General features: G+C 71.2%; 25 protein-coding genes. 4 read left to right on the top strand and 21 right to left on the bottom strand.

Going from position 1 to position 24,967, the window contains the following annotated elements; translation table 11 throughout:
• Positions 1-14: 14 nt before the first annotated feature.
• Together ACWEK3_RS05915 and ACWEK3_RS05910 are read right to left on the bottom strand one after the other, a co-directional pair.
• Positions 15-1,763 carry a protein kinase domain-containing protein gene (locus tag ACWEK3_RS05915; protein ID WP_453249041.1) on the bottom strand — a complete coding sequence of 583 codons (1,749 nt, stop codon included), beginning with the start codon at positions 1,761-1,763 and terminating at the stop codon, positions 15-17.
• 44 nt (positions 1,764-1,807) lie between these two features.
• A complete protein-coding gene (locus ACWEK3_RS05910; protein ID WP_361418259.1) occupies positions 1,808-2,656 on the bottom strand; it encodes a menaquinone biosynthetic enzyme MqnA/MqnD family protein in 849 nt (282 codons plus the stop codon).
• Positions 2,657-3,015: 359 nt separating this feature from the next.
• Between ACWEK3_RS05910 and ACWEK3_RS05905 the strand changes: the two genes are divergently transcribed.
• A complete protein-coding gene (locus ACWEK3_RS05905; protein ID WP_004984723.1) occupies positions 3,016-3,219 on the top strand; it encodes a cold-shock protein in 204 nt (67 codons plus the stop codon).
• Positions 3,220-3,473: 254 nt separating this feature from the next.
• On the opposite strand, the gene ACWEK3_RS05900 is transcribed toward ACWEK3_RS05905, so the two are convergent.
• A complete protein-coding gene (locus tag ACWEK3_RS05900; protein WP_450540599.1) occupies positions 3,474-5,426 on the bottom strand; it encodes an AMP-dependent synthetase/ligase in 1,953 nt (650 codons plus the stop codon).
• A gap of 287 nt (positions 5,427-5,713) precedes the next feature.
• On the opposite strand from ACWEK3_RS05900, the gene ACWEK3_RS05895 reads away from it, so the two are divergent.
• Entirely contained in the window at positions 5,714-6,589 is an 876-nt protein-coding gene (locus tag ACWEK3_RS05895) for a MaoC family dehydratase (RefSeq protein ID WP_450540597.1), read from the top strand.
• Here the strand turns inward: ACWEK3_RS05895 and ACWEK3_RS05890 are convergent.
• The 9 genes from ACWEK3_RS05890 to ACWEK3_RS05850 all read right to left on the bottom strand — a co-directional run bounded on the left by ACWEK3_RS05890 (position 6,582) and on the right by ACWEK3_RS05850 (position 13,834).
• Positions 6,582-7,253 carry a TetR/AcrR family transcriptional regulator gene (locus ACWEK3_RS05890; RefSeq protein ID WP_450540595.1) on the bottom strand — a complete coding sequence of 224 codons (672 nt, stop codon included), beginning with the start codon at positions 7,251-7,253 and terminating at the stop codon, positions 6,582-6,584. The two genes, ACWEK3_RS05895 and ACWEK3_RS05890, sit on opposite strands and share 8 nt — an antisense overlap.
• A gap of 69 nt (positions 7,254-7,322) precedes the next feature.
• Entirely contained in the window at positions 7,323-7,646 is a 324-nt protein-coding gene (locus ACWEK3_RS05885) for a DUF4229 domain-containing protein (protein WP_450540593.1), read from the bottom strand.
• Between the two features lie 102 nt (positions 7,647-7,748).
• The gene (locus ACWEK3_RS05880; protein ID WP_450540591.1) at positions 7,749-8,273 is read right to left on the bottom strand and encodes an N-acetyltransferase family protein; all 525 of its coding nucleotides are present in this window, start codon (positions 8,271-8,273) and stop codon (positions 7,749-7,751) included.
• A gap of 16 nt (positions 8,274-8,289) precedes the next feature.
• On the bottom strand, positions 8,290-8,940 hold the full coding sequence (locus ACWEK3_RS05875; protein ID WP_450540589.1) for a UdgX family uracil-DNA binding protein: 651 nt from the start codon (positions 8,938-8,940) through the stop codon (positions 8,290-8,292).
• 56 nt (positions 8,941-8,996) lie between these two features.
• Positions 8,997-10,160: an aminofutalosine synthase MqnE gene (gene mqnE, locus ACWEK3_RS05870; protein ID WP_453249040.1), complete on the bottom strand. Its 1,164-nt coding sequence runs from the start codon at positions 10,158-10,160 to the stop codon at positions 8,997-8,999.
• Between the two features lie 47 nt (positions 10,161-10,207).
• Positions 10,208-10,663: an Lrp/AsnC family transcriptional regulator gene (locus tag ACWEK3_RS05865; RefSeq protein ID WP_141366372.1), complete on the bottom strand. Its 456-nt coding sequence runs from the start codon at positions 10,661-10,663 to the stop codon at positions 10,208-10,210.
• A gap of 97 nt (positions 10,664-10,760) precedes the next feature.
• On the bottom strand, positions 10,761-11,432 hold the full coding sequence (locus ACWEK3_RS05860) for a UbiX family flavin prenyltransferase (RefSeq protein WP_450540587.1): 672 nt from the start codon (positions 11,430-11,432) through the stop codon (positions 10,761-10,763).
• A 45-nt stretch (positions 11,433-11,477) separates the two neighbouring features.
• Positions 11,478-12,380 (bottom strand): menaquinone biosynthesis prenyltransferase MqnP, encoded by a 903-nt coding sequence (gene mqnP, locus ACWEK3_RS05855; protein ID WP_453249039.1) that lies wholly within the window; start codon positions 12,378-12,380, stop codon positions 11,478-11,480.
• Positions 12,377-13,834, bottom strand: coding sequence for a menaquinone biosynthesis decarboxylase (locus ACWEK3_RS05850; protein ID WP_376651860.1), 1,458 nt, complete (start codon positions 13,832-13,834; stop codon positions 12,377-12,379). Before ACWEK3_RS05850 ends, mqnP begins: the two co-directional genes overlap by 4 nt.
• Before the next feature lie 87 nt (positions 13,835-13,921).
• On the opposite strand from ACWEK3_RS05850, the gene ACWEK3_RS05845 reads away from it, so the two are divergent.
• Positions 13,922-14,314 (top strand): PLD nuclease N-terminal domain-containing protein, encoded by a 393-nt coding sequence (locus ACWEK3_RS05845; protein ID WP_365416537.1) that lies wholly within the window; start codon positions 13,922-13,924, stop codon positions 14,312-14,314.
• A gap of 773 nt (positions 14,315-15,087) precedes the next feature.
• Here ACWEK3_RS05845 and ACWEK3_RS05840 read toward each other — a convergent pair.
• Entirely contained in the window at positions 15,088-15,855 is a 768-nt protein-coding gene (locus tag ACWEK3_RS05840) for a CDP-alcohol phosphatidyltransferase family protein (protein ID WP_453249038.1), read from the bottom strand.
• A gap of 140 nt (positions 15,856-15,995) precedes the next feature.
• Here ACWEK3_RS05840 and ACWEK3_RS05835 point away from each other — a divergent pair, with 140 nt between their 5' ends.
• Positions 15,996-16,445: a nucleoside deaminase gene (locus ACWEK3_RS05835; protein WP_450546121.1), complete on the top strand. Its 450-nt coding sequence runs from the start codon at positions 15,996-15,998 to the stop codon at positions 16,443-16,445.
• Here the strand turns inward: ACWEK3_RS05835 and ACWEK3_RS05830 are convergent.
• The 8 genes from ACWEK3_RS05830 to hemL form a co-directional block, all read right to left on the bottom strand.
• A complete protein-coding gene (locus tag ACWEK3_RS05830; protein WP_453249037.1) occupies positions 16,399-16,833 on the bottom strand; it encodes an SRPBCC domain-containing protein in 435 nt (144 codons plus the stop codon). The genes ACWEK3_RS05835 and ACWEK3_RS05830 overlap by 47 nt on opposite strands.
• Positions 16,834-16,858: 25 nt before the next feature.
• On the bottom strand, positions 16,859-17,962 hold the full coding sequence (gene ccsB, locus ACWEK3_RS05825) for a c-type cytochrome biogenesis protein CcsB (protein WP_383057277.1): 1,104 nt from the start codon (positions 17,960-17,962) through the stop codon (positions 16,859-16,861).
• On the bottom strand, positions 17,959-19,752 hold the full coding sequence (gene resB / locus ACWEK3_RS05820) for a cytochrome c biogenesis protein ResB (RefSeq protein WP_450546125.1): 1,794 nt from the start codon (positions 19,750-19,752) through the stop codon (positions 17,959-17,961). Before resB ends, ccsB begins: the two co-directional genes overlap by 4 nt.
• 3 nt (positions 19,753-19,755) lie before the next feature.
• Complete coding sequence (locus ACWEK3_RS05815; protein WP_384428637.1) at positions 19,756-20,517, bottom strand: cytochrome c biogenesis CcdA family protein; 762 nt, start codon at positions 20,515-20,517, stop codon at positions 19,756-19,758.
• Between the two features lie 6 nt (positions 20,518-20,523).
• Positions 20,524-21,189 carry a TlpA disulfide reductase family protein gene (locus ACWEK3_RS05810; protein WP_450546127.1) on the bottom strand — a complete coding sequence of 222 codons (666 nt, stop codon included), beginning with the start codon at positions 21,187-21,189 and terminating at the stop codon, positions 20,524-20,526.
• 66 nt (positions 21,190-21,255) lie between these two features.
• Entirely contained in the window at positions 21,256-22,554 is a 1,299-nt protein-coding gene (locus ACWEK3_RS05805; protein ID WP_450546129.1) for a hypothetical protein, read from the bottom strand.
• A 169-nt stretch (positions 22,555-22,723) separates the two neighbouring features.
• On the bottom strand, positions 22,724-23,425 hold the full coding sequence (locus ACWEK3_RS05800; RefSeq protein WP_384428631.1) for a histidine phosphatase family protein: 702 nt from the start codon (positions 23,423-23,425) through the stop codon (positions 22,724-22,726).
• Positions 23,422-24,738 carry a glutamate-1-semialdehyde 2,1-aminomutase gene (gene hemL, locus ACWEK3_RS05795; RefSeq protein WP_361418321.1) on the bottom strand — a complete coding sequence of 439 codons (1,317 nt, stop codon included), beginning with the start codon at positions 24,736-24,738 and terminating at the stop codon, positions 23,422-23,424. Before hemL ends, ACWEK3_RS05800 begins: the two co-directional genes overlap by 4 nt.
• Between the last annotated feature and the right edge of the window lie 229 nt (positions 24,739-24,967).

Below are 24,967 nucleotides of genomic sequence, written 5' to 3'. Positions count from 1 at the left end.
GCCGGACACTTCCGTCAGTCGGCCTTCGACAGCCGCGCCACCGGGTTCCCCTCCGCGGAGCTGTCCGACGTGTACTTGAGGTCGTCGCCGACCGGGGTGAGGCGGACCGTGTGCGGGGCGGGGTTGCAGCCCGAGTGGTTGGTCCTGGCACCCCGGGAGACGGCGACCAGCTGGGTGTTCGTCACCTGCTTCAGGGTGAGTACGTCGTCGCAGACGCCGCCGAGCTGGTCCGTCTGGTGGAGGGTGCCCAGTTCCCGGCCCACGGCGGCCTGGTGGACGGTCAGCCGGAAGTCGCCGAGGGGCAGGGTGCCGTCGAGGGCGGTGCCCTGGCCCTCCCAGGTGCCGAGGTAGCGGGCGGGTACGGGCGAGGCGGTGGTGGTCGGTCCGGTGGAGCGGTGGTCGCCGCCCGCGGTGGCGGCCGGTGTCGGTGTCCCGCCGGGGCCGGCGCCCGCGCTGTCGGCGCGGTCGTCCCGGAACGGGAACAGCCACAGCGAACCGACGGTCACCGCCGCCAGCGCGCCCGCGACCGCGAGGACCACGGTGCAGCTCAGGCGGCGGCCCCGGCCGTCGGCGCCGGGCGCGGCCTTGCCGGCCACGGTGACGGAAAACCTGCCGGGACCGGCCGGCGCGGTGGTCCCCAGCGGCGGCGCGTCCTGCGGGCTGGAGTGGGTAGGGGGCGTCGCGGCTCCCATGGCCGCGACGTCCATGGCCGCGGCGCCCATGAGGGGTGGCGGGCCGAATCCGCCGCCGGGTACGGCTGGCGCGGGCTGCGGGGGCTCACCGGTGGCGACCGGGGCGGGGCCCGGCACCGAGACTCGGCTGAACCCCAGCGGACCGGACGCTGACAGGGGTGGCGGTTCCGCCGCCGTCGCCTCCAGGTTGAGCAGCGACACGGCGCTGCGGCTGACCTGTTCGACCAGGCGGGACGGAAGCCAGCCGGCCACGACCAGGCGGGAGGCGCCCTCGGGGGCGAGGCGGCGGGCCACCTCGCCGGGACCGGGGCGGGCGCCGGGGTCCTTGGCCAGGCAGGCCGCCGCCAGGTCCCGCAAGTCTCCCGACAGGGAGCCCAGTTCGGGTTCCTCGTGGACCACCTTGTAGAGGAGCGCCGCCGAGGAGTCGCCCGGGAACGGGGGCTCGCCCGTCGCGGCGTGCACCAGCACCGCGCCCAGGGAGAAGACGTCGGCCGCGCCTGTGACGCCCTTGCCGAGGATCTGCTCGGGCGACATGTAGCCGGGCGAGCCGACCGAGACGCCGGTCGAGGTCAGGGACGCGGTGCCGTCGGTGGCGCGGGCGATGCCGAAGTCGATCAGCAGCGGGCCGTCGAGGGTGAGCAGCACGTTGGACGGCTTCACGTCCCTGTGCACCAGGCCCAGTTCGTGCACCGCCGCAAGCGCCTCGGCCAGGCCCGCCCCCAGCACCCGTACGGAGTGCCCGGGCAGCGGGCCGGCCTCCGCGATCGCCGCGGCGAGGGAGGGGCCGGCCGCGTAGGCGGTGGCCACCCACGGCACCGGCGCCTCGGGGTCGGCGTCCAGGACCGGTGCGGTCCAGGCGCCGCCCACCCGGCGCGCGGCCTCGACCTCGCGGCGGAACCGGGCGCGGAACTCCTCGTCGAGCGCGAAGTGCGGGTGCACGATCTTCACCGCGACGGTGCGGCCGCCCCCGCTGCGGCCCAGGTAGACACGGCCCATGCCGCCGGAGCCCAGCCGGCCGAGCAGCCGGTAGGGACCCACGGTGGCGGGCTCGTCTGCTTCGAGCGGCTGCATGGCGTCCTCCCCCTCCCCCGTACGCCTCACAGCAGGGTAGTGCGCTACGGCCGCAGCAGCTCCACCTTCACGTCTGCCGGGAAGCCGGTCGTCGGGCCGACGCGCCGCGCGAACTCGGCCACCGCGGCGAGCTGCGGGTCGCCGAAGCTGAAGTCGAGGGTGGTGAAGTACCGCTCCAGGACCTCCTGGTCGAAGGCCTCCCAGCGGGCCGCCTGTTCGGCGACCTTGGCGACCTCCTCCAGGGACAGGTTGCGGGAGGCCAGGAAGGCCTCGTGCACCTTGCCGGTGATGTCCGGCTCGCGCTCGAGGTAGTCGCGCCGCGCCGCCCAGATCGCGAAGACGAACGGCAGTCCCGTCCACTCCTTCCACAGCTGCCCGAGGTCGTGCACCTCGAGTCCGTAGCGCGGGCCGTCGTGGAGGTTGGCGCGCAGGGCGGCGTCGCCGATGAGCACCGCCGCCTCCGCCTCCTGCATCATCAGGCTGAGGTCGGGCGGGCAGGTGTAGTAGTCGGGGGCCACCCCGTACCGCTCGGCCAGCAGCAGCTGGGCGAGGCGGACGGAGGTCCGGGAGGTCGACCCGAGGGCGACCCGGGCGCCGTCGAGCCGGTCCAGCGGGACCTGCGAGACGATCACGCACGACATCACCGGGCCGTCGCAGCCGACGGCGATGTCGGGGAAGGCGACCAGGTCGTCCGCGTGCTTGAGGAACTCGACGAGAGTGATCGGCCCGATGTCGAGTTCTCCCCGCACGAGCCGCTCGCTGAGCTTCTCCGGGGTGTCCTTCGTCAGCTCGAAGTCGAGGAGCGTGCCGGTTCTCGCGAGCCCCCAGTACAGGGGCAGGCAGTTGAGGAACTGGATGTGGCCGACGCGCGGCCGGGTGCGAGAATTGTCCACATCGTGAGGCTAGACCCTGCGCGGCGCCGTCCCCCGGCCGCCCCTGCCGCCGCCCCCGGGGACCCCGATTGGCGGAGTCCCCGCCATGCTTCTGTGAGGCCCCGTCGATCTCGCTGCGTCAACCTCTCACCCGAACCTTCAAACATCCGGGTGAAGTGATCTTGACCTCTATTGCATTCGGCTGCCCACATGCTAGGCTCGCCAGCAAGTTGCAGTTTGGTTTCCCTTGCAGTACAGAGCCTGCGGAGCATGTGACCGCGGGCTCTGGTCGTTTTCAGACGTATGCAGTTGTGCGGCGATTTCGTTATCACACTTGCAGGTTCTGGAGCAGGGCGACCCTTTGAGCCCAAGGAGGGCTTATGGCTACCGGAACCGTGAAGTGGTTCAACGCCGAAAAGGGCTTTGGTTTCATCGCCCAGGAAGGCGGCGGCCCCGACGTCTTCGTCCACTACTCCGCAATCAACGCGACCGGTTTCCGCTCCCTCGAAGAGAACCAGCAGGTGAGCTTCGACGTCACCCAGGGTCCGAAGGGCCCGCAGGCGGAGAACGTCACCCCGGTCTGAGCGTTCGCGCGCAGTAATCCGATTTAAGTGCAGTACCCAAGGAGCCCCGCGCCGTCCGGCGACGGGGCTCCTGCCTTTCCCTGGCCGGGGCGGCCGGACCCCGGACATACCGCCCGGTGAATTCCCGGCGAACTCTTTCCGAGGCATCACCGGCCTTCCCGGAAATGAATGCCGCACCGCCCCGGAGATGACCGGAATGAGGCAAAAGCCGCGGCCGCGAGGGGGCGCCGCGGCGATTCGCACCATTGCGGACGCTACGCGTACAGCCCCTCCACCTCTTGTGCGAAGTCGCGCAGGATCGCCTCCCGGCGGAGCTTCATCGTCGGGGTCAGGTGGCCCGCCGGTTCCGTGAAGTCCACCGGGAGGACGGCGAAGCGGCGGATGGACTCCGGGCGGGAGACCAGTTTGTTCGCCTCGTTCACGGCGCGTTGCAGCACCGCCGCCAACTCGGGATCGTCGACGAGGAGTTTGGCGGGCACGGGGTGCTTGCCGTTCATCTGCCGCCAGTGGGTGATGCCTTCGGGATCCAGGGTGATCAGGGCGGAGACGTAGGGGCGGCGGTCACCCAGCACCATGCACTGGGAGATCAGCGGGTGGGCACGGAGCCAGTTCTCCAGGGGAGCCGGGGCGACGTTCTTGCCGCCCGCGGTGATCAGGATCTCCTTCTTCCGGCCCGTGATCGTCAGGTAGCCGTCGTCGTCCAGGCGGCCGATGTCGCCCGTCGAGAACCAGCCGTCGTGCGTCGCCGGCACCACCCCGCCCGCGTGCGGGTTCCAGTAGCCGCGCAGGACCTGGCGCCCGGCCAGCAGCACCTCGCCGTCCGCCGCGATACGCACCCGCGTGCCCGGCAGCGGCCAGCCGACCGTGCCCAGGCGGGGTTTCTGCGGGGGCGTCACCGTGGCCGCGCCCGTCGACTCGGTCAGGCCGTAGCCCTCGTAGACCTCGACGCCGGCACCCTCGTAGAACGCGGCCAGGCGGCGGCCCAGCGGGGAGCCGCCGCAGATGAGATAGCGCAGGCGGCCGCCGAGGGCGGCCCGGATGCGGCGGTAGAGGAGGGCGTCGTAGAAGGCGCGGGCCGTCCTCAGGGCGCGGCTGGGGCCGGGGCCCGTACCGTGCCGGCGGACCTCGGCCGCCTCGCCGTAGCGGCGGGCCACGTCGGCCGCGCGGTCGAAGGACGACGCCCGGCCGCCGCGCTCGGCGGTGGCGCGCGCGTTGTTGTAGACCTTCTCCAGCATGTACGGGATGGCCAGCAGGAACGTCGGCCGGAAGCTCGCCAGGTCCGCCAGCAGGTCCTCCGACTTCAGGCTCGGCGCGTGGCCCAGCCGGACGCCCGCACGGACGCAGGCGACCGCGACCATGCGGCCGAAGACGTGGGAGAGGGGCAGGAAGAGCAGCGTCGCGGCCTCCTCCGACGTCCTCGCCTTGAAGGCCGGGTAGAGGACCTCGATGGCGTTGTCGACCTCCGCGAGGAAGTTGCCGTGGCTCAGCGCGCAACCCTTGGGGTGGCCGGTCGTGCCCGAGGTGTAGACCAGGGTGGCGAGCGTGTCGGGCCCGAGGACGCCCCGGCGCACGGCGACCTCCTGGTCCGGGACGTCCGCGCCGCTCTCCGCCAGCCGGTCGAGGTGGCCCTTCTCCATGACCCACACATGGCGCAGGTCCATCAGGCGCTCGCGTTCCGGGCCGAGGGCCGCCGCCTGCCGGGCCTTCTCCGTCACCAGGGCGACCGCGCCGGAGTCCTGGAGGATCCAGCGGGTCTGGAAGACGGAGGACGTGGGGTAGACGGGGACCGTGACCAGACCGGCGGCCCAGGCGGCGAAGTCCAGGAGGGTCCACTCGTACCTCGTGCGCGCCATGACCGCGATCCGGTCGCCCGGCGCCAGGCCCTCCGCGATCAGGCCCTTGGCCATCGCCAGTACCTGGTCGGCGAACTGCGCGGCGGTCAGATGCGTCCAGCCGCCGTCGGCGTCCCGGCGGCTGACGACCTGGCGGCCGGGGTCGGCGGCCGCGTTCTCGAACGGCAGGTCGGCCAGCGAGCCGTGCGTCACCGGCGGCACCAGCGGGGGGACGTACGCCTCGCGCACCTCGCCGTCCAGCCGGCGGGTCTGCGGCGGCACGAACGCCGGGACCGCGTCGGGGTCGTAGTCGAACCCCGACGCGGGCGAAGGGGCCGGGCCGTGGGACGACGGGGACGAGTACGAGAGAGGCATGGCGGCTCCTGGGGCTTGCGGCTGCGCGCTGCTCTGCTGCACCTCGTACGCGCCGCGCTTACCGAGTCGTTCACCGGTGGTGCGCGCTCTTGGGGTGTTACCGCCGGTTGCAAACGCGATCGTACGGGGCCGGGATGGGGAGTTCGTGCGGGTTCGGGAAGGGTCCGGAGACGGTCCGGGGCAGGGGTGCGTACTCCCCCACCCCCGGATGCCCGCGCCCCGGCACATACTTACCTCCGGTAACCTGACTTTCGGATGAGTGAGGTGAGCCTGTGGGGAGAGGGGACTTGGCCGACCGCTTCACGGGCTTCGCCCGCACCGCGTCCGCGCCGGACCTCCATCTGGCGACGGCTCTGGCCCGCGGCGCCCTGCGCTCCCCCTTCAAACGGCCCCGCCCCGACGCCCCCTTCCCCCGCACCCGGCTCGTACTGCCCTCCGTCCGCGTCGACCTCGCGCGACTGGCCGCCTACGAGCGGGTGTGCGGCTTCGCGACCGGCGACGACGCGCTGCCGATCACCTATCCGCACGTACTCGGCTTCCCGGCGGCCATGAGCCTGATGAGCGGCGGGGACTTCCCGCTGCCGCTGCTCGGACTGGTGCACACCTCGGTCGACATCACCCGGCACACCACCCTGCCCGCCACGGGCGTGTACGAAGTGGCCGTGCACATCGCCGGGTTGGCACCGCACAGGCGCGGCACCGAGGCCGCCGTCGCCACCGTGCTGAGGGCAGCGGGCGGCGACGTCGTATGGGAGTCGACGAGCACGTACCTGGCCCGCCACCGCACCGACGGGCCCGCGCCCGAGCCCGCGCGGCGGGAACACGAACCCCTGCCCGCCGTCGCCGAGTGGCGCCTCGGACCGGACGTGGGGCGGCGCTACGCGGCCGCCTCCGGGGACCGCAACCCGATCCACCTCCACCCGCTCACCGCCCGCCTGTTCGGCTTCCCGCGGGCGATCGCACACGGCATGTGGACCGTCGCCCGCTGCCTCGCCGCCCACGGCACCCCCGAAGCCGCCCTGGTCCGGGCGGAGTTCAGATCCCCGGTGCTGCTGCCCGGCACGGTCGTCCACACCGCCGACGGCATCGGCCGCTTCGGGCTGCGCGATCCCGCCGGACAGCGGGTCCATCTGAGGGGCGAGGTGCTTCCGCCACTCACGTGAGTGCGGTCGGCGCGGTGAGCTCGTCGGCGGGCGGGGTCCACGGCCGGTCCTCCATGAGGTCACCCAGGCCCGCCCACGCGAAGTTCATCAGGGTCGCCGCCGACTGGCGGGCCGAGACGCCCGGGGTGGCGTTGGCCCAGTCGGCGAGGGACTCGGCGGCGCCGGCCAGGGCCTCGGCGAGCCCGGCGACCTCGCGCTCCGGCAGACCGGGGTCGCGGTGGGCCTCACGGGCGGCGACGAGGATCAACTGGGTGACGAACTCCACGATCTCCGCGCGCATCGCGGCGATCTCGGCCGCGAACGGCTCCCCGTACGTACGGGCCTGCAAGTGGAGCACCGCCCAGCCCTCCGGGTGCCGCGCGGTGTGCGTGAAGAACGCCCGCAGCCCTTCCCAGAGTTGACGGTCGGCGGGCAGCCCCGGGCGGACTCCGGCGCGGACCGCCTCGGTCAGGGCGGCGGCCTCGCGGCGGATGCAGGCGGTGAAGAGGTCTTCCTTGGAGTTCAGGTACAGATAGACCAACGGCTTGGAGACGCCCGCCAGTTCGGCTATCTCGTCCATCGACGCGGCGGTGTAGCCGCGCCGCCCGAAGATCTGGACTGCGGCGTCGAGCATCTGCTGCTCACGCACCGCTCTCGGCATCCGCCTGGTCCTCACGGCACCCATGGGGGCAAGCCTACGGTTCAGGCACCGGCCCCACGGCCGCGCGGACGCCGCACCGACCGGATCAGGACGTCAGGACGCCTGCCCCTGAGCCTGCTCCCGGGGCTGCGCCTGGGCCCGCGCCCGGTCGTCGGCGAGGTCCTCCTGGCCCGCGTTGGCCTCGAAGCCCGCCTTCATGCGGTCCACCCGCGCGGACACCTGCACCGACGCCCGGTCCCGCTCCTTGCGTAGGACGACGAAGCTGATCGGGGCCGAGATCACCAGGGCGAGGGTGACGATCCACAGCCCGTTGGAGTTGCCGAGACCGCGCGGGGCGATACCGGAGTAGACGAGGCCCCAGACGACCACGAGGCAGCCCACGAAGATCCCGAGGCGCATCAGTGTGTAGCGGAGCATCTCAATCCACTCTTCCGTTCCGAAGGTTCCCAAAGGGGCACCGTCCAGTGAAGCACGCCGGGCGCCGAACCACGCAGGGGGGTGCCAAGGACCGGTAAAGCCTCAGGTCAGCGGCAGGAGCATGATCACGTCGTCCCGGTCGTCGCCCGGCTCCACCCGGATGGCGCCGGGCACCCGCCCGACCTCCTTGTAGCCGCAGGAGGCGTAGAACCGCTCCAGGCCGAGCCCGCCCCGGCAGGTGAGCCGGATCGCGTCGATGCCCGGGACGCCGCGGGCCGCGTCCGCGGCGGCCGCCAGCAGGTCCCGTCCGTAGCCCCGGCCCTGGTGGCGCGGGTGCACCATCACCGTGTAGAGCCAGAGCCAGTGCGTCATCAGCGGGTGGGTGTTGAAGGTCAGGAAGGCGGTGGCGGCGACCCGCCCCTCCTCGTCGTGGCCGACCAGGAGCCGGGAGCGGCCCTCCGCCAGCGCCACGAAATGCCGCACCACCTCCGGGCGTATCTCCTCCCGCCTCGCGGGCGGCACGAAGCCGACCGCTCCGCCGGCGTTCGTGACATCGGCCCACAGGTCGAGGATGCCGTCGCGCAGGGCGGCATCGATGGCGGGATCAAGAGTGAAAGTAAGGGGCATTGGGCGATGGTATCTATTACACGAGAGTGCGCGCAGCCACTTTCAGGTCGGAGACCAGCCCCCGGTACGCAGCCTCCCGGTCGTCCGCGCGCAGCACCGACGAGGGGTGCACGGTCGGCACCAGACGCTCCCGGCGCCCGTGGATCTCCGCCTCCAGCACCGTCCCGCGCACTTCGGTCACCCGGAACGACGAGCCCAGCAGCGCCTTGCCGGCCGTCGCGCCCAGGACCACGATCAGCTCGGGCTCCACGAGCCCGAGCTCGGCCGCCAGCCAGGGCCCGCACGCCGCCGTCTCGCGCAGGCTCGGCGCCTTGTGGATACGGCGCTTGCCGGGCCCGGACCGGGTGAACTTGAAGTGCTTGACCGCGTTGGTGACATACGTCTCGCCCGGGTCGATGCCCGCCTCGGCCAGCGCCCGGTCCAGCAGCTTCCCGGCGGGCCCGACGAACGGCCGGCCCCGCCGGTCCTCCTGGTCCCCGGGCTGCTCGCCGACGAGCATGACCCGGGCGCCGGTGTCCCCGGCGCCGAACACGGTCTGCGTGGCGTCCCGGTGCAGCGGGCAGCCCCGGCAGCCCGCGGCCGCCTCGCGGAGGGCGGCCAGATCGGCGTGCTCGGGGACGAAGGGCGCGGCGGTGTAGGCGTCCTCGGGCGCCTTCGTGGTGGCCATGCCGGACGGGTACCCGCCCGGCCGGCGGCGTCACGGGGTGCGCGGAACGCGCGGGCTCACACCCGCATCGGCTGCGGCGACTCGCGGCGCGCCGGGTCCGGGCCCTCGTACTCCCGGATGATCTCGTAGCGCGTGTTGCGCTCCACCGGGCGGAAGCCTGCGTCGCGGATCAGCTCCAGCAGGTCCTCGCGGGTCAGCTTGTTCGGGGTGCCGAAGTTGTCCGCGTCGTGCGTGATCTTGTACTCGACCACCGAGCCGTCTATGTCGTCCGCGCCGTGCTGGAGGGCGAGCTGCGCGGTCTGCACGCCGTGCATCACCCAGAACACCTTGACGTGCGGGACGTTGTCGAAGAGCAGCCGCGAGACGGCGAAGGTCTTCAGCGCCTCCGCGCCCGTCGCCATGGTGGTACGGGCCTGGAGGCGGTTGCGGACCTTGCCGTCCTGCATGTCGACGAAGTCGTGCTGGTAGCGCAGCGGGATGAAGACCTGGAACCCGCCGGTCTCGTCCTGGAGTTCACGCAGCCGCAGCACGTGGTCCACGCGGTGGCGGGGCTCCTCGATGTGCCCGTAGAGCATGGTGCTCGGGGTCTTCAGGCCCTTCTCGTGCGCCAGCCGGTGGATGCGCGACCAGTCCTCCCAGTGGGTGCGGTGGTCGACGATGTGCTGCCGGACCTCCCAGTCGAAGATCTCCGCGCCGCCGCCGGTCAGGGACTCCAGACCGGCGTCGATCAACTCGTCGAGGATCTCGGAGGCGGACAGCCCGGAGATCGTCTCGAAGTGGTGGATCTCGGTGGCCGTGAACGCCTTCAGCGACACGTCCGGCAGCGCGGCCTTCAACTCGCGCAGGGAACGCGGGTAGTAGCGCCACGGCAGGTTCGGGTGCAGGCCGTTGACGATGTGCAGCTCGGTGAGGTTCTCCGACTCCATCGCCTTGGCCAGCTTCACGGCCTCCTCGATGCGCATCGTGTACGCGTCCTTCTCGCCCGGCTTGCGCTGGAAGGAGCAGTACGCGCAGGACGCGGTGCACACGTTCGTCATGTTGAGGTGCCGGTTGACGTTGAAGTGCACCACGTCGCCGTTCTTGCGGGTGCGCACCTCGTGGGCGAGGCCGCCGAGCCACGCCAGGTCGTCCGACTCGTACAGCGCGATGCCGTCCTCACGGGTCAGGCGGACGCCCGCCCTGACCTTCTCCTCCAGCTCGCGCTTGAGCCCGACGTCCATGCCTCTACCTCTTTCCTGAAGACTGCGACCACCGTACGCCTGAAGGATCAGACCTCCTCGGGCAGCTCACCCACCCGGTTCTCCCACTTCGTGGACAGCACGATGGTGGTACGGGTCCGGGAGACGCCCTTGGTCCCGGACAGCCGCCGGATGATGCTCTCCAGTCCGTCGACGTCCGAGGCGCGCACCTTGAGCATGAAGGAGTCGTCGCCGGCGATGAACCAGCAGTCCTCGATCTCGGAGAGGTCCTTCAGCCGCTGTGCCACGTCCTCGTGGTCGGCGGCGTCGGAGAGCGAGATGCCGATCAGGGCGGTGACGCCGAGACCGAGCGAGGCGGCGTCCACGGTGGCGCGGTAGCCGGTGATGACACCGGCCGCTTCCAGCCGGTTGATGCGGTCGGTGACGCTCGGTCCCGACAGGCCGACGAGGCGCCCCAGCTCCGCGTAAGAGGCCCGGCCGTTCTCCCTCAGGGCCTGGATGAGCTGCCTGTCCACCGCGTCCATGCGATCGAAGCCTTCCACTGAAGAGATCCGACGAGAGATCTGAAGAAAGTTCCTGAAGTGTCGAGTGGTACTGGTACTGCTTGAGCGCCGGCTGACGCTACGCGGGCCGGGAGCCGCCCAGTTCGCCCTCCCAGCGACGGTAGAGGCGGTGGGGCACGCCCACCGCGTCCAGGGCCCGGCCGGCGACGAAGTCCACGAGGTGCTGGATGTGCGTCGCCCCGGCGTAGAAGGCGGGCGAGGCGGGCAGGACGGTGGCGCCCGCGTCGTCCAGTGCCACCAGATGCCGCAGCGTCTGGCCGTTCAGCGGGGTCTCCCGTACGGCCACGACCAGCGGCCTGCCCTCCTTGAGGGTCACGCTCGCCGCCCGTTGCAGCAGATCCTTCGACAGCCCGAGGGCGACGCCCGCCACACAGGCCGTCGAGGCGGGCACGATCAGCATCCCCTGCGCCGGGTACGACCCCGAGGACGGACCGGCCGCCAGGTCACCGGCGCTCCAGTGCCGCACCCGGGTGATGTCCACGTCGAACGTGCCGGGCTTGCCGTCGGCGCCGAGAGACAGCCATTCCCGCAGGTCGTCCCGCCAGTGGGCGTCGCGGAAGGAGATGCCGGTCTCGTCGAGCAGGGTGAGCCGCGAGGCCCGGCTGACCACCAGGTCGACGCTCTGTCCGGCGTCGAGCAGCGCACGCAGCACAGCGGCCGCATACGGCGTGCCGGACGCTCCGGACACCCCCACGATCCAAGGCGCGCGCCGCGTTTCTCCTGGCTTCATGTGTCGAGCCTATCCGTCGGTGCTCGTGATCCAAACCGCGAGGGATCAGACCGTGAGACCGCGCACCAGCAGATCGAGCAGCGCGCACACGAAAAGGGCGATACCGATGAACCCGTTGACGCTGAAGAACGCCCGGTTGAGGCGGGACAGGTCGTGCGGGCGGACGATCGTGTGCTCGTAGACGAAGGCGCCCGCGACGACGACCAGGCCCAGCCAGAAGAAGGCGCCGGCGCCGGTGGCGACCGCGTACCAGACGAACAGCGCGGTGGTCACGAAGTGGCAGGCCCGCGCTCCCCAGATGGCGGCGGGGATGCCGAAGCGGGCCGGCACCGACTTCACGCCGATCTCGCGGTCGGTCTCCACGTCCTGGCAGGCGTAGATGAGGTCGAAGCCGCCGATCCAGATGCCGACGGCCAGGCCCAGGATCACCGCCTCCCAGGACCAGCTGCCGGAGATCGCCAGCCAGCCGCCGATCGGGCCCATCGCCTGGGCCAGGCCCAGGATGGCCTGCGGGAAGTTCGTGAACCGCTTGCCGTAGGGGTAGACCACCATCGGGACCACCGCGAGGGGCGCGAGGGCCAGGCAGAGCGGGTTGAGCAGGGCCGCGGCCGCCAGGAACACGACGAGCGCGATGAGCGCGCCCGTCCAGGCGTGCCGCACCGACATCGCGCCGGTCACCAGCTCGCGCCGCGCGGTGCGCGGGTTACGGGCGTCGATCTCCCGGTCGATGATCCGGTTGACCGCCATCGCGAACGTGCGCAGCCCCACCATCGCCACGGTGACGAGCAGCAGCCTGCCCCAGTGGATCGTCCTGTCCCACTCGTACATCGCGGTCAGGGAGGCGATGTAGGCGAAGGGCAGCGCGAAGATCGAGTGCTCGATCATCACCAGGCGCAGGAAGGCCCTGGTGCGTCCCGGCTGCGGGATCGCGGCAGACGCCGAGCTCACAGGCCGTACTCCTTCCAACGGCGGTCCACCAGGGCGGCCGTATCGGGGTCCGAGAGGACCATCTCCGGCCACCCGCCGTCCCGCGTGTAGCCCTCCTCGGGCAGCTTCTTCGTCGCGTCGATGCCTGCCTTGCCGCCCCAGAACTGCTGGTAGGAGGCGTGGTCGAGGTGGTCGACGGGGCCTTCCACGACCGTGAGGTCGCGGGCGTAGTCCGTGTTGCCCAGGGCCCGCCAGGCGACCTCGTGCAGATCGTGCACGTCGCAGTCGGCGTCCACGACCACGATCAGCTTGGTCAGCGACATCATGTGTGCCCCCCAGATGGCGTGCATCACCTTCTGGGCGTGCTTGGGGTACTTCTTGTCGATCGAGACGATCGCGCAGTTGTGGAATCCGCCCGCCTCGGGCAGGTGGTAGTCCACGATGTCCGGGACGATGATCTTCAGCAGGGGCAGGAAGAAGCGCTCGGTGGCACGGCCGAGCGGCCCGTCCTCCGTCGGGGGGCGGCCCACGACGATCGACTGGAGCAGGGGCCGCTTGCGCATCGTCACGCAGTCGATGGTCAGCGCCGGGAAGGGCTCCTGCGGGGTGTAGAAGCCGGTGTGGTCGCCGAACGGCCCCTCGGGCAGCATCTCGCCGGGTTCCAGCCAGCCCTCCAGGACGACCTCGGCGTTCGCCGGGACCTGGAGGGGGACGGTCTTGCAGTCGACCATCTCGATCCGCCTGCCCGCGATGAACCCGGCGAACAGGTACTCGTCGATGTCGCCGGGGAGCGGGGCGGTCGAGGCGTACGTCACGGCCGGGGGGCAGCCGAAGGCGATCGCCACCGGCAGCCGCTCCCCGCGCCGGGCGGCGACCTGGTAGTGGTTGCGGCTGTCCTTGTGGATCTGCCAGTGCATGCCGATGGTGCGCTTGTCGTGGCGCTGGAGGCGGTACAGGCCGAGATTGCGGACGCCGCTCTCCGGGTCCTTGGTGTGGGTGAGTCCCAGGTTGAAGAAGGAGCCGCCGTCCTGGGGCCAGGTGAAGAGGGCCGGCAGGGCGTCGAGGTCGACGTCGTCGCCGTGCAGGACGACCTCCTGCACGGGCGCGCTGTCGGACTTCACCTTCTTCGGCGGTACGTGCGTCATCGCGCCGAGCTTGCCGAACGCCTCGCGCACGCCCACGAAGCCGTGCGGCAGCTCGGGCCGCAGCAGCCCGCCGATCTTGTCGGAGATCTCGCCGTACGACTTCAGGCCGAGGGCCTTCAGCAGCCGCCGGTCGGTCCCGAAGACGTTCATGGCCAGGGGCATGGCGGAGCCGCGGACGTTCTCGAAGAGCAGCGCGGGGCCGCCCGACTTCTGCACCCGGTCGACGATCTCACCGACTTCCAGATACGGGTCGACCTCGGCCTTGATGCGCTTGAGGTCGCCCTCGCGCTCCAGCGCCCTGAGCAGGGAACGAAGATCGTCGTACGCCATGGGGTCCAGTATCCCCGAGCGGCTACCCTGGCCCCGTCACGGGGCCGGTGCAGGGCCCCTCCACCGCTTTCCAGGGGGCTTCTCGACATGCTCAGGGTGCTGCTGTACTACATCGTGCCGCTGGCACTGATGATCTACGCGTTCATCGACTGCCTGAACACGCCCGAGGACGAGGCCAAACACCTTCCCAAGGTCGCCTGGGTCTTCATCATCCTGCTCTTCCCGATCGTCGGCTCGATCGTCTGGCTCGCCGCGGGCAGGGACCGGCGCCCCCCGGCGAACGGCCGCACGCCCTCGGAGTGGCACCGCAACCAGCGGCTCGAGTACGTCGCCCCGGACGACAACCCGGCGTTCCTGAAGTCCCTCGCCGAGGAGAACAAGAAGGACGAGGACCTGCTGAAGAACTGGGAGGCCGATCTGCGCCGCCGCGAGGAGGAGCTGCGCCGCAAGGAGAACGGCGAGGAGCCGAAGAGCAACTGAGGCGCCGCCGGGGCGACGGGCCACCCCTGTTCGCCAACTCTCCACTGCACTGATGGGCCCGGCGACCGGGTCCGGCGGCGGCGCGGCCGGACCCGGGCCCGGCGTCTCGACCGCCGCGTCCGGCACGGACGCCCCGCCGCCCGGCGACCCCGGCGGCACGTCGCCGCCCGCCTTCTCCGCACCGGCGGACACACCGTCGCCCACCTCGCACGCCCCTCGCCCGACCCGCCGGAGGAGCCGCGTCCGTCGTCGGCGCCGCCGCCCGCGCCCCGGGTCCGCCGGCACGGCACGCTCGTGCTCGACGGCGACGCGATGCCCGGCGGGCTGGTGGCTGGACCAGAACCGGCCGGGGCCCTCGGTGGCCGGTGACGTGTTCACCGAGAGCTCGGGCACCCTGTCCAGCGACGGGGCGCTCGTCGCCTGGCGGGACCCGGGCCCGCCGTCGTACAGCCGGTGCGCCGCGCTCCTCAACGGCGAACGCGGTCGGCACTCACTGGACGTCCGGGTGGGCGACCGGGCGTGCGTCGGGACCTGGCAGCACCGCGTCGGCTGCGTCGAGGTGACCGCGATACCGGACGGGCGGCGCGTCGAGGTCGCGGCGACGGTGTGGGAGCAGCAAGGAACGGGGCGCCCACGAGCGGGCGCACGACGGCGGTACGGGCGCGGCTCTCCAGTGCTGCGACCGGAACGGTTCACCGGCTCGCGACGCTCGGCACGGCACTCCCCCAGCACCGGACGCCGCGAGCTTCCGGCAAACCTTTCAGGTCACAGCACTAGCGCAGCCGGGACGACGACAGGATCGACAGCAGGTGGGCCGGGACCATCACCCAGGTGATGGCGGCGAGGGCGACCAGCGCCCAGCGGGTGACGTCGGTACCGCCGGTGACGGTGTCGCCGATGGCCGCGGCGAGCAGGACCAGGGACGCCTCGACGCCGTTCGTCAGCCGGTGGATCTTGAACGCCGCGGCCAGCCGGCGCACCGTGGCCACGCCCTGCGAGCGCGGCCGGGTCGACTCGTCGTCGGCGACGGCCAGCCCGCGCCGGGCCCGGGCCACGTCGACCAGGTCGGTGGAGGCCTTCAGCAGGACCACGCCGAGGGCGGTCGCCAGGCCCAGCGACACCCAGCCGCCGAAGCCGGACCGGGCCGCGTGGAAGCCGGCGCCCACCATCAGGGCGGCGTCCGCGAGGTAGGCGCCGAGCCGGTCGACGTAGATGCCGGCCGCGCTGTTCTGGCCCTTCCAGCGGGCGACCTCGCCGTCCACGCAGTCGAAGAGGAGGAACAGCTGCATCAGCACGACGGCCAGGACGGCTCCGGTCAGGCCCGGGATCAGCAGCGCGGCGCCGGAGGCGATCCCGCACACCACCATGGTCCAGGTCAGCTGGTCCGGGGTGACCGGGGTGCGCACCAGGTGCCGGGTGAACCGCAGCGAGATCCTCCGCATGTACAGGCGGCCCGCCCAGTGCTCGCCGTTGCGGCTCGCCAGTTTCGCCTGCGGCTGGCAGACCTCCCGCAGCTCCTCCAGAACCGGAGCAGCGACCATGACCGTTCCCTCCCACCCACCGGGGCCAACTGCCGCGCGTGCGGCGATGATCGAGTCAGGGTACAGAGTGCGGCGCACGCGGTCTGCGGGGGCGGGCACCGGCCGTTGCCGTGCGGCGCACGCGTCAGCAAAGTGAGGGCATGGATCAGGAACAGGCACGCTCATGGCTCGCCACCGCCCTCGCCGAGGCCCGCGCCGGGCTGGCGGAAGGGGGCATCCCCATCGGAGCCGCGCTCTACGGAGCCGACGGCCACCTGCTCGGCCGCGGCCGCAACCGCCGTGTCCAGGACGGCGATCCCTCGACGCACGCGGAGACGGCCGCGTTCCGCGCCGCGGGACGGCAGCGCTCGTACCGCGGCACGACGATGGTGACGACCCTCTCGCCCTGCTGGTACTGCAGCGGCCTGGTCCGTCAGTTCGGCATCTCGCGGGTGGTGATCGGTGAGGCGGCCACGTTCCGGGGCGGGCACGACTGGCTCGCGGAGCACGGTGTGGAGATCGTGGTCCTGGACGACGCGGAGTGCGTCGCGCTGATGCGGGACTTCACCGGGAAGCATCCGGATCTGTGGAACGAGGACATTGGCGAGTAACCACTTCGATCAGGCGTTCGAAGCGGGCTCTCCAGCGCGGCTCCGACTCCGTCTCGCCCCGGAACTCGTGGGTGAAGCGGAGCACGGAGCCGTCCGCGCCGTCGCGCTCCAGGTGGAAGCGGATGCGGCCGCCGCCCTCCACGGTGTACTCGGCGACCCGGTCCACGTCCCACGCGGTGATCCGCCCGCTGCCGAGGCCGCGCAGGCTCACCGCGCCGCCGAGCCGGGGTTCCAGCTCGTCGGCATCGGTGAACCAGCGCGCGAGGCCCTCCGGTGTGGTCAGCTCCGGCCAGACCTGCTCCATGGGCCTGGGGAGCCGCACCAGGAAGGTGAGGAGGTGTGTGTTCCCGTGGATCCGGCTGGTGCCCTGTTCGATGGAACCGGTCATGACACCAGTGTCACCGAGGGGCCGGTCAGACGCCCGAGTACGAGTGCTTGCCGCTGACGAAGATGTTCACGCCGTAGTAGTTGAAGAGCCAGCAGCCGAACGCGATCAGCGCGATGTAGGCGGCCTTGCGGCCCTTCCAGCCGGCCGTGGAGCGGGCGTGCAGGTAGCAGGCGTAGGCGACCCAGGTGATGAAGGACCAGGTCTCCTTGGGGTCCCAGCCCCAGTAGCGGCCCCAGGCGGACTCGGCCCAGATGGCACCCGCGATGATCGTGAACGTCCACAGCGGGAAGACGGCGGCGTTGATGCGGTAGGAGAACTTGTCCAGGGACGCCGAGGCCGGCAGCCGCTCCAGGACCGAGGTCGCGAAGCGGCCGGGCTTCCCGCCGGAGGCGAGCTTGTTCTCGTAGGAGTCCTTGAACAGGTACAGCAGGGTGCCGACCGCGCCGACGTAGAAGACCGCGCCGCAGAAGATCGCGGTGGAGACGTGGATGTACAGCCAGTACGAGTGCAGGGCCGGGACCAGCTGGTCGCTCGCCGTGTAGAGCACGGTGACCGCGAGGCCGAGGTCGAGCAGGACGGTGGTGGTCAGGAACAGGCCGAGCCAGCGCACGTTCTTCTTCAGCGCGAGCAGCAGCAGGTAGACGCCGACCGCGACCGTGGAGAAGGTGATGTTGAACTCGTACATGTTGCCCCACGGCGCCCGCTGCACGGAGGCCGCGCGGGCGATCACGCCACCCAGGGCGAGGAGGAAGCCGAGGACGCTGAGGGACACCGCGATCCGACCGTACAGGTCGCCCTTCTCGTCGCCGCCGTGCGCGCCGGGCCCGTCGGGCACGTCGCGGGCGCCGGCGGCGGACCGCACGACGACCTTGGGGCGCTCCAGTACGGCGGTGCCCCCGGCGGACTTCACCGTCACGGCCGGCCCCTGCGCCTTGGCCGCGCCGTCCTTGGCGGTCAGCGCGGCGGCCGTGCGGGCCACCTTGCTGCGGCTGCCGAAGAGCCATTCGGTGATGTACGCGAAGAAGGCCAGGGTGTAGACGGCCATCGCGGAGTAGATCAGCGTGTTGCTGATGTTGGCCAGGTTCTCGTTGGACGCCGTGGCTAGCTCGGTCGCGGCGGCGAGAGTCATTTCTCCTCAGCCCCTTCGGCGGGTACGGGGGTGCCGGCGTCCGGCTCCCGGTCGGGGTCGGCGTCGGTCTGTGCGGGCGCCTTGTCGTGGACGAGGGCGGCCAGGTCGCCGAGCTCCTCGGGGAGTTTCGCGGACTCGCTGCGGCCCAGGCCCGCCATCTCGACGACGGTCACGCCGTCGGCGCCCCGTACGGCGCGCACCCAGACGCGGCGGCGCTGGATGAACAGGGAGCCGGCCAGTCCGGCGATGGCGGTGAGCGCGCCGGCGAGCGCCCAGCCGGTGCCGGGCTGCTGCACGATCTGGAAGCCGGCCCACTCCTTGATGTCCTTGTCGAAGGTGATGGAGCCGGCGCCGTTCGGCAGCGTCATGGTCTCGCCGGGCAGCAGCCGGGCGGCGACGATCTTGCCGTTGGCGTCCTTGAACTGCTTGAGGTTCGGGTTCTTGGTGTCGAGCTGGTAGACGTTCTGCGGGACGCCCGCGTCGACGCCCAGGTCGCCGTGGTAGCCGGTCAGCGCGAGGACGGGGAAGTCCAGCGCCGGGAACTGGGAGAACATCGTGCCCTTGCCGGCCCCGGCGAAGGTCGGCACGAAGAACGCGGAGAAGCCGAGCTGCTCGGACTTGCCCTGGGCGTTCTTGTAGCCGTCGAGCACCTTGATCGCGCCCTGCGAGGTGACGTTGGCGTCGACCGGCAGCAGCGGCACGGCCTGGTGGTAGACCACCTCGCCCTTGCCGTTCCGGACGGTGACGGTGGGGGCGTAGCCGTGGCTGACGAGGTAGACCCGGGCGTCGTCGACGCTCAGCGGGTGGTTGGGCGAGACGCTGGCCTTCTGCTCCTTGCCGTGGGCGCCCACGCTGTAGGTGATGTCCGCCCGGTACACGCGTGGCGTGCCCTTCTGCGGGCCGGTGCGCTCGTAGGTGCCGGTGAACTTCTTCAGGTTGAAGCTGAAGGGCACCAGGTCGTCGTCGTTGAAGAGGTTGCCGGACTTGAAGTCGTCGTACTGGGTGAGGGTGTTGGCGAAGCCGTCGCCCTCGACGATCAGCTTGTTGCCCTCGGTCTTGAACAACTGGCCGCAGGCGAAGGCGATCAGCATCACGATCAGCGCGATGTGGAAGACGAGGTTGCCCGCCTCGCGCAGGTAGCCCTTCTCGGCGGCGACGGCGTCACCCTCGGCCAGGGCGCGGAAGCGGCGCTGCTTGAGGATCTTCAGCGCGGTCTCGCGGACCTCCTCGGGGGCGGCGGCGGTGCGCCAGGTGGCGTACGCGGGCAGCCGGTCCAGCCGCTTGGGGGCGCCCGGCGGCCGACCGCGCAACTGGCCCACGAACTGCCAGGTGCGCGGCACGATGCAGCCGATGAGGGAGATGAACAGCAGGATGTAGATCGCGGAGAACCACACCGAGCTGTAGACGTGGAACAGGCCGAGCTTGTCGTAGAGGGGCGCGAGCGCCGTGTGCGCCTGCCTGAAGGCCTCGACCTTCAACGCGTCGGTGCCGCTCTGCGGGATCAGCGAGCCGGGGACGGCGCCGAGGGAGAGCAGGAACAGCAGCATCAGCGCGACGCGCATGGAGGTGAGCTGCCGCCAGAACCAGCGGGCCCAGCCGACGGTCTCCCGCCAGGTCCAGGCGAGCCGGCCGGCCAGTCCGGGCGCCCGGTTGCCGCCGAAGGAGCCGGGGACGGACGTCTCGGTGGGGGCGGTGGACAGCTGGGACCCGGCGGCGCCGAGGTCCTCGTCGCCGGGCGGCACCACCACCGGGGTCTCGTCGTCCGTCGTACTGGTTGGCGTCTTGCTCATGGATCAGATCCCCACAGTGAAGCCGGTGGACCACGTCTGCATCTCCTGCACCAGCCGGTCCCAGGCGCCGGTCAGCAGCAGCACGCCGGTCACGATCATCATCGTGCCGCCGACACGCATCACCCAGACATAGTGGCGCTTGACCCAGCCGAAGGCTCCCAGCGCCTTGCGGAAGGCGATCGCGGTGAGCACGAACGGGATGCCGAGGCCGGCGCAGTAGGCGACGGTCAGCAGGGCGCCGCGCCCGGCGCTGGCCTGGGTGGAGGAGAGCGCCACCACGGAGGCGAGGGTCGGGCCGATGCACGGGGTCCAGCCGACTCCGAACAGGGCCCCGAGGACGGGTGCGCCCACCAGGCCGGTGCTGGGGCGCGTGTGGAAGCGGAACTCACGCTGGGTCAGCCAGGGCATCAGGCCCATGAAGAAGACGCCCATGAGGATCATGAGCACGCCCAGCACCTTGGACAGGGTGCCCTTGTAGTCCTGGAGGGTCTGCCCGAAGAACCCGAACAGTGCCCCGCCGGAGACGAAGACCACGGTGAAGCCGAGGACGAAGAGGGCGGCGCCGGCGGTCATCCGTCCGCGCCGGGCCTCGGCCAGGTCCGTTCCGGTGACCCCGGTCACATAGGAGAGGTAGCCGGGGACGAGCGGCAGGACGCAGGGGGAGAAGAACGAGACGAGCCCGCCGAGTACGGCGATGGGCAGCGCGAGCAGCAGGGCTCCGCTGAACACCGTCTGATTGGGATCAGTGGCTGCGGCCAGTAGCACGACGGCTCACTTCTCCGCGACGACCGGGTCGAGCATCTTGCGCAGCTTGTTCTCGCTGAGCGCCTGGAGAGCGCGCGCGGCGATCTTCCCGTCCCGGTCGACGATGATCGTGGTGGGGATCATCTGCGGGTTCAGGGTGCCCTTCTGGAAGCGGAGCATGAGCTTGCCGGTCGGGTCGTACAGGCTCGGGTACGACACGTCGAACTGCTTCTCGAACGCGAGGGCCGGCTGGGTGCTGGTGTCGCGTGTGTTGATGCCGACGAACTGCACGCCCTTGCCGGCGGTGTCCTTGGCCACCTTCGCCAGGTTCGGCGCCTCGGCGCGGCACGGCGAGCACCAGGAGCCCCAGACGTTCAGGACGACGACCTTGCCCTTGTAGGAGCTCATGTCGAGCTGCTTGCCCTCGAGAGTCTTGCCGGACAGGTCGGGAGCGGGCATGCGGTCGCCCTTCGGCACGGTCGCGATGCCGTCGGCGCCGGTGATGAAGTTGGTGTTGCCCGAGCCGCCGGAGGTGCCGCCGGAGCCGCAGGCGGACAGGGCGAGTGCCAGAGCGGCGCCCCCGGCGGCGAGCAGGGCGGCGCGGCCACGGACACGGCTCGAACGCGTGCGGTGCGGACGGGGCGTGCGGTTCGCCCGGTTCGAGCACTGGGGGGCACGACTGACGGCACTCATGTGAAAAGTTTCGCATGCCCCTTCCGGGGATCTTGCACACCCCCCTCACGGCCGGAAAAGTGCATTTCAGGCTGCCTTCGACGGGCCCTCCGCGTTCGGCGTGCCGGCGCTGCCGGAATCTCCGAGGAACCCCTTCCAGCCACCGGCCGGCCGCTGCCCGACGTCGAGGGTGCGCAGCTTGGCCAGCACCTCCGGCTTCTGCACGTCCATCCAGTCGACGAACTGCCGGAAGGAGACCATGCGCACGTCGGCGCCCTTCTCCTTCTCCCGCGCGATGTGCTTGAAGGCCTCCTCGACGGAGTCCATGTAGATGCCGCCGTTCCACTGTTCGAAGTGGTTGCCTATGAAGTACGGCGCCCGGTTTGTCTCGTATGCCCGCCTGAAGCCCTGGATGTAGGCCTGCGCGGACTGCCTGCGCCAGCCCGGGTGGTTGTGGGCGGGAGCGTTGGTGGAGTTGACGGACTGGTTCGCGAGCATGTTGTAGTCCATCGAGAGGACCTCGAACCCGCGGCCGGGGAAGGGTATCTGCTGCAACGGCAGGTCCCAGATGCCCAGCCGCTTGTCCGGCCACACCTGGCGGCCGCCGGGCGAGGAGGCGTCGTAGCGCCAGCCGAGCTCGCCGGCGGTGGGCAGCAGTTGGTTCTGGCCGAGCAGGCAGGGGGTGCGGCCGCCGACGAGTTCCTTGTCGTAGTCGAAGGGCAGGGCGGGCAGATCGGTCCAGCCGGTGTTGGTCCGCCACTCCTTCACGAACGCCTTGGCCTGGTCGATCTCACTGCGCCACTGCTTGGGCGTCCAGCCCCCGACCGAGCCGTGGCCGGAGCAGAAGTGGCCATTGAAGTGGGTGCCGATCTCGTGGCCCTCGAGCCAGGCGCGGCGGACGTTGGTGAGCGTGGCCTTGACGTGGTCGTCGGTCAGATAGCCGATGTCCGAGGCGCCGCGCGGGTTGTTCGGCGGGTCGTACAGGCGCTTCTTCGACTCCGGCAGCAGGTAGAGCCCGGAGAGGAAGAAGGTCATGTGCGCCTCGTGCTGCCTGGCCAGGTCCAGGAAGCGCGGGAACAGTCCGTTGCCGACCTCGCCGGCCCCGTCCCAGGAGAAGACGACGAACTGCGGCGGGGTCTCGCCCGGCTCCAGCGGGACCGGCGCGGCCGGCTGGTGCGGTTGCTTGCCGGTGAACGAGGTCGAGCCGTCGCCGATGAGGCGGGCGGGAGGTGCCGTACGCGCACGCGCGCTGGGCGTGGTCGCGCTGGGGGAAGCGCCGGTGCGGCCCGGGTCCGAGGACTTGACGCTGCCGCAGCCCGTGAGCCCGACAGCGGCCGCGGCCCCCGCGCCGAGGCCGAGTAGTCCCCTTCGGGAGAAGGTGCGCATGAGATCCCCGATTCGTCACTGCCGCTGGTGGTCACTCACTCAGAGGCGGCGACGAACGCGGGGGTTCCGCGAGCCGATATGAATCTCACAACAAACGCAAAGGAAGAGTGCGGCACGGGCGAGACCTCGCGGTTCCGCCCGTGCCTTTCCCGTCCTTACGCGTCGTTCTCTACGCGCCGAAGGCCTTGCCCTGTCCCTTCACCGGCTTGGCGCCCGCGAGGAGATGAGCCGGCACCAGGTCGCGGGCCGGCTCGGTGTAGCCGACGGAGACGATGCGGTCGCCCCGGTAGGTGAACGTCGTCAGCGAGGCGAGCGTGCACTGCCGCTTGCGCGGGTCGTGCCACAGCCGCCGCCGCTCGACGTAGGAGCGCACGATCCAGATCGGCAGCTGGTGGCTGACGAGCACCGCCTCATGTCCGCGCGCCGTGTCCTTCGCCGCGTTCAGCGCGCCCATCATGCGCACCACCTGGTCGATGTACGGCTCGCCCCAGGACGGCTTGAACGGGTTGACCACGTGCTTCCAGTTGGCGGGCCGGCGCAGCGCGCCGTCGCCCACGCCGAAGGTCTTGCCCTGGAAGATGTTGGCCGCCTCGATCAGCCGCTCGTCGGTGGCGAGGTCGAGTCCGTGCGCCTTCGCTATCGGCGTCGCCGTCTCTTGCGCCCGCTCCAGCGGGGAGGCGACGACGTAGGTGATGTCGCGGGGGGCGAGGTGCTCGGCGACCCGCTCGGCCATCTTCCGCCCGAGCTCGGACAGGTGGTAGCCGGGCAGCCGTCCGTACAGGATCCCGTCCGGGTTCTCGACCTCGCCGTGCCGCATGAGGTGGACGACGGTGATGTCGTCCCGGCCGTTCTTCTCGGGGGCGTCGCTCATGCCGTCGCCTCCGCCGCCGCACGGGCCGCCGCCGGAAGGGCGTCGGCGATCCGCTGGAGTGCCGTCTCGTCGTGCGCGGTGGAGACGAACCAGGACTCGAAGGACGAGGGCGGCAGGTAGACGCCGTTCGCCAGCATCGCGTGGAAGAACGCGGTGAAGCGGTACGACTCCTGCGCCTTGGCGTCCTCGTAGTCGCGCACCGGACGGTCCGTGAAGAACACGGAGAACATGTTGGAGGCGTTCTGCAGGGTGTGCGCCACGCCCTCCTTGGTCAGCGCCTCGGAGACCATGGCCTGGATCTGCTGCGAGACGGAGTCGACCTTGGTGTACGCCGCGTCGTCGAGCAGGCGCAGCTGGGCGAGCCCGGCGGCGGTGGCGACGGGGTTCCCGGAGAGGGTGCCGGCCTGGTAGACGGGCCCGGCGGGGGCGAGGTGCGCCATGACGTCGGCGCGCCCGCCGAACGCGGCGGCCGGGAATCCGCCGCCCATCACCTTCCCGAAGGTCATCAGGTCGGGCTCGACCCCGTCGACGCCGTACCACCCGGCCCGGCTGGTGCGGAAGCCCGTCATGACCTCGTCGGAGATGTACAGGGCGCCGTTCTCGCCGCAGAGGTCCTTGAGTCCCTGGTTGAACCCGGGCAGCGGCGGCACCACGCCCATGTTGCCCGGTGATGCCTCGGTGATCACACAGGCGATCTCGCCCGGGTGCGCGGCGAAGGCGGCGCGCACGGCGTCGAGGTCGTTGTACGGCAGCACGATCGTGTCGCCGGCCTGGGCGCCGGTGACGCCGGGGGTGTCGGGCAGGGCGAAGGTGGCGACCCCCGACCCGGCCGCGGCGAGGAGGGAGTCGACGTGCCCGTGGTAGCACCCGGCGAACTTGACCACCTTGGACCGCCTGGTGAACCCGCGGGCGAGCCGGATCGCGGACATGGTGGCCTCGGTCCCGCTGGACACCAGCCGCACCCGCTCCAGCGGGCCGACCCGGTTCACCATCTCCTCGGCGAGCGCGACCTCGCCCTCACCGGGCGTCCCGAAGGACGTGCCGTACGCGACCGCCTCCTGCACGGCGGCGATCACCTCGGGGTGCGCGTGCCCGAGGATCATCGGCCCCCAGGAGCACACGAGGTCGACGTACTCCCGCCCGTCGGCGTCCTTCAGGTACGGACCGCTGCCGGAGACCATGAACCGGGGCGTGCCGCCCACGGCGCGGAAGGCGCGCACCGGCGAGTTCACGCCACCGGGCGTGACGGCCGCCGCACGGTCGAACAGCGCCTGCGAGACAGGGGCTTCGTAGGGATATGGCAGTTCGCTCATGACCTGCGACTTCTCCGACTTCTCGGGGGTTCTCCGAATACGGTGGGCAGTGACCTGTTCAGGGTAGGCCAGCGACGGCGGCGGACCGGGGGCGGAGCGGCCCGGTCAGGCCGGATTCGGGCGCGACGAGCGGCGGATTCGAGGATTCGGAGCGGTCCATCTGCGAAACTGGGCTCCGCGTACGTATGGACAGGCGAAGGGTCGTGTCGGGGACCGCCCAGATCCCGCG

This window comes from Streptomyces sp. NPDC004721, assembly GCF_053601495.1.
This window is presented reverse-complemented; position numbering and strand designations above follow the sequence as displayed.

Coding starts and splice junctions, on each gene's coding strand:
- ACWEK3_RS05915 (WP_453249041.1), bottom strand. CDS start 1,763: ATGCAGCCGCTCGAAGCAGACGAGCCCGCCACCGTGGGTCCCTACCGG.
- ACWEK3_RS05905 (WP_004984723.1), top strand. CDS start 3,016: ATGGCTACCGGAACCGTGAAGTGGTTCAACGCCGAAAAGGGCTTTGGT.
- ACWEK3_RS05900 (WP_450540599.1), bottom strand. CDS start 5,426: ATGCCTCTCTCGTACTCGTCCCCGTCGTCCCACGGCCCGGCCCCTTCG.
- ACWEK3_RS05890 (WP_450540595.1), bottom strand. CDS start 7,253: ATGGGTGCCGTGAGGACCAGGCGGATGCCGAGAGCGGTGCGTGAGCAG.
- ACWEK3_RS05885 (WP_450540593.1), bottom strand. CDS start 7,646: ATGCTCCGCTACACACTGATGCGCCTCGGGATCTTCGTGGGCTGCCTC.
- ACWEK3_RS05880 (WP_450540591.1), bottom strand. CDS start 8,273: ATGCCCCTTACTTTCACTCTTGATCCCGCCATCGATGCCGCCCTGCGC.
- ACWEK3_RS05875 (WP_450540589.1), bottom strand. CDS start 8,940: ATGGCCACCACGAAGGCGCCCGAGGACGCCTACACCGCCGCGCCCTTC.
- mqnE (WP_453249040.1), bottom strand. CDS start 10,160: ATGGACGTCGGGCTCAAGCGCGAGCTGGAGGAGAAGGTCAGGGCGGGC.
- ACWEK3_RS05865 (WP_141366372.1), bottom strand. CDS start 10,663: ATGGACGCGGTGGACAGGCAGCTCATCCAGGCCCTGAGGGAGAACGGC.
- ACWEK3_RS05860 (WP_450540587.1), bottom strand. CDS start 11,432: ATGAAGCCAGGAGAAACGCGGCGCGCGCCTTGGATCGTGGGGGTGTCC.
- ACWEK3_RS05850 (WP_376651860.1), bottom strand. CDS start 13,834: ATGGCGTACGACGATCTTCGTTCCCTGCTCAGGGCGCTGGAGCGCGAG.
- ACWEK3_RS05845 (WP_365416537.1), top strand. CDS start 13,922: ATGCTCAGGGTGCTGCTGTACTACATCGTGCCGCTGGCACTGATGATC.
- ACWEK3_RS05840 (WP_453249038.1), bottom strand. CDS start 15,855: ATGGTCGCTGCTCCGGTTCTGGAGGAGCTGCGGGAGGTCTGCCAGCCG.
- ACWEK3_RS05835 (WP_450546121.1), top strand. CDS start 15,996: ATGGATCAGGAACAGGCACGCTCATGGCTCGCCACCGCCCTCGCCGAG.
- ACWEK3_RS05830 (WP_453249037.1), bottom strand. CDS start 16,833: ATGACCGGTTCCATCGAACAGGGCACCAGCCGGATCCACGGGAACACA.
- ccsB (WP_383057277.1), bottom strand. CDS start 17,962: ATGACTCTCGCCGCCGCGACCGAGCTAGCCACGGCGTCCAACGAGAAC.
- resB (WP_450546125.1), bottom strand. CDS start 19,752: ATGAGCAAGACGCCAACCAGTACGACGGACGACGAGACCCCGGTGGTG.
- ACWEK3_RS05810 (WP_450546127.1), bottom strand. CDS start 21,189: ATGAGTGCCGTCAGTCGTGCCCCCCAGTGCTCGAACCGGGCGAACCGC.
- ACWEK3_RS05805 (WP_450546129.1), bottom strand. CDS start 22,554: ATGCGCACCTTCTCCCGAAGGGGACTACTCGGCCTCGGCGCGGGGGCC.
- ACWEK3_RS05800 (WP_384428631.1), bottom strand. CDS start 23,425: ATGAGCGACGCCCCCGAGAAGAACGGCCGGGACGACATCACCGTCGTC.
- hemL (WP_361418321.1), bottom strand. CDS start 24,738: ATGAGCGAACTGCCATATCCCTACGAAGCCCCTGTCTCGCAGGCGCTG.